This is a genomic window from Anaerovorax odorimutans, from assembly GCF_024459955.1.
GTDB classification, from domain to species: domain Bacteria; phylum Bacillota; class Clostridia; order Peptostreptococcales; family Anaerovoracaceae; genus Hominibacterium; species Hominibacterium odorimutans_A.
On the sequence record NZ_JANFXK010000156.1, the window covers coordinates 1 to 260 of the forward strand.

Annotated in this window: 1 protein-coding gene; it reads left to right on the forward strand. The window is 38.5% G+C overall.

The genetic code is table 11. From position 1 onward, the window contains the following. On the forward strand, positions 1-260 hold a 260-nt coding region (locus NE619_RS18290), incomplete at both ends, for a hypothetical protein (protein ID WP_256133895.1).

Genomic DNA, 260 nt, shown 5'->3' on the forward strand with positions numbered 1-260 from the left:
GAAAACGGATATGCGTCAACATATCGACAAGAAGAAGGTCATAAGGGCGGTCTTGTATATGATACATATATTGTGAGCGAAAAAAAGGCGCCGGAAGCGTTGACTCCGGTAGGAGATTTTGAGATTACAATAGAAGAAGATGCGAAAACGCTATATTACATATTAGAAAATAAGAAAATATTTTCTCCGGTAAAGCTCGTGAAAAAAGATAGCGAGACAGAAAAAATAATTCCTGTTGCAGGAGCGGTGTTTCGGCTTTT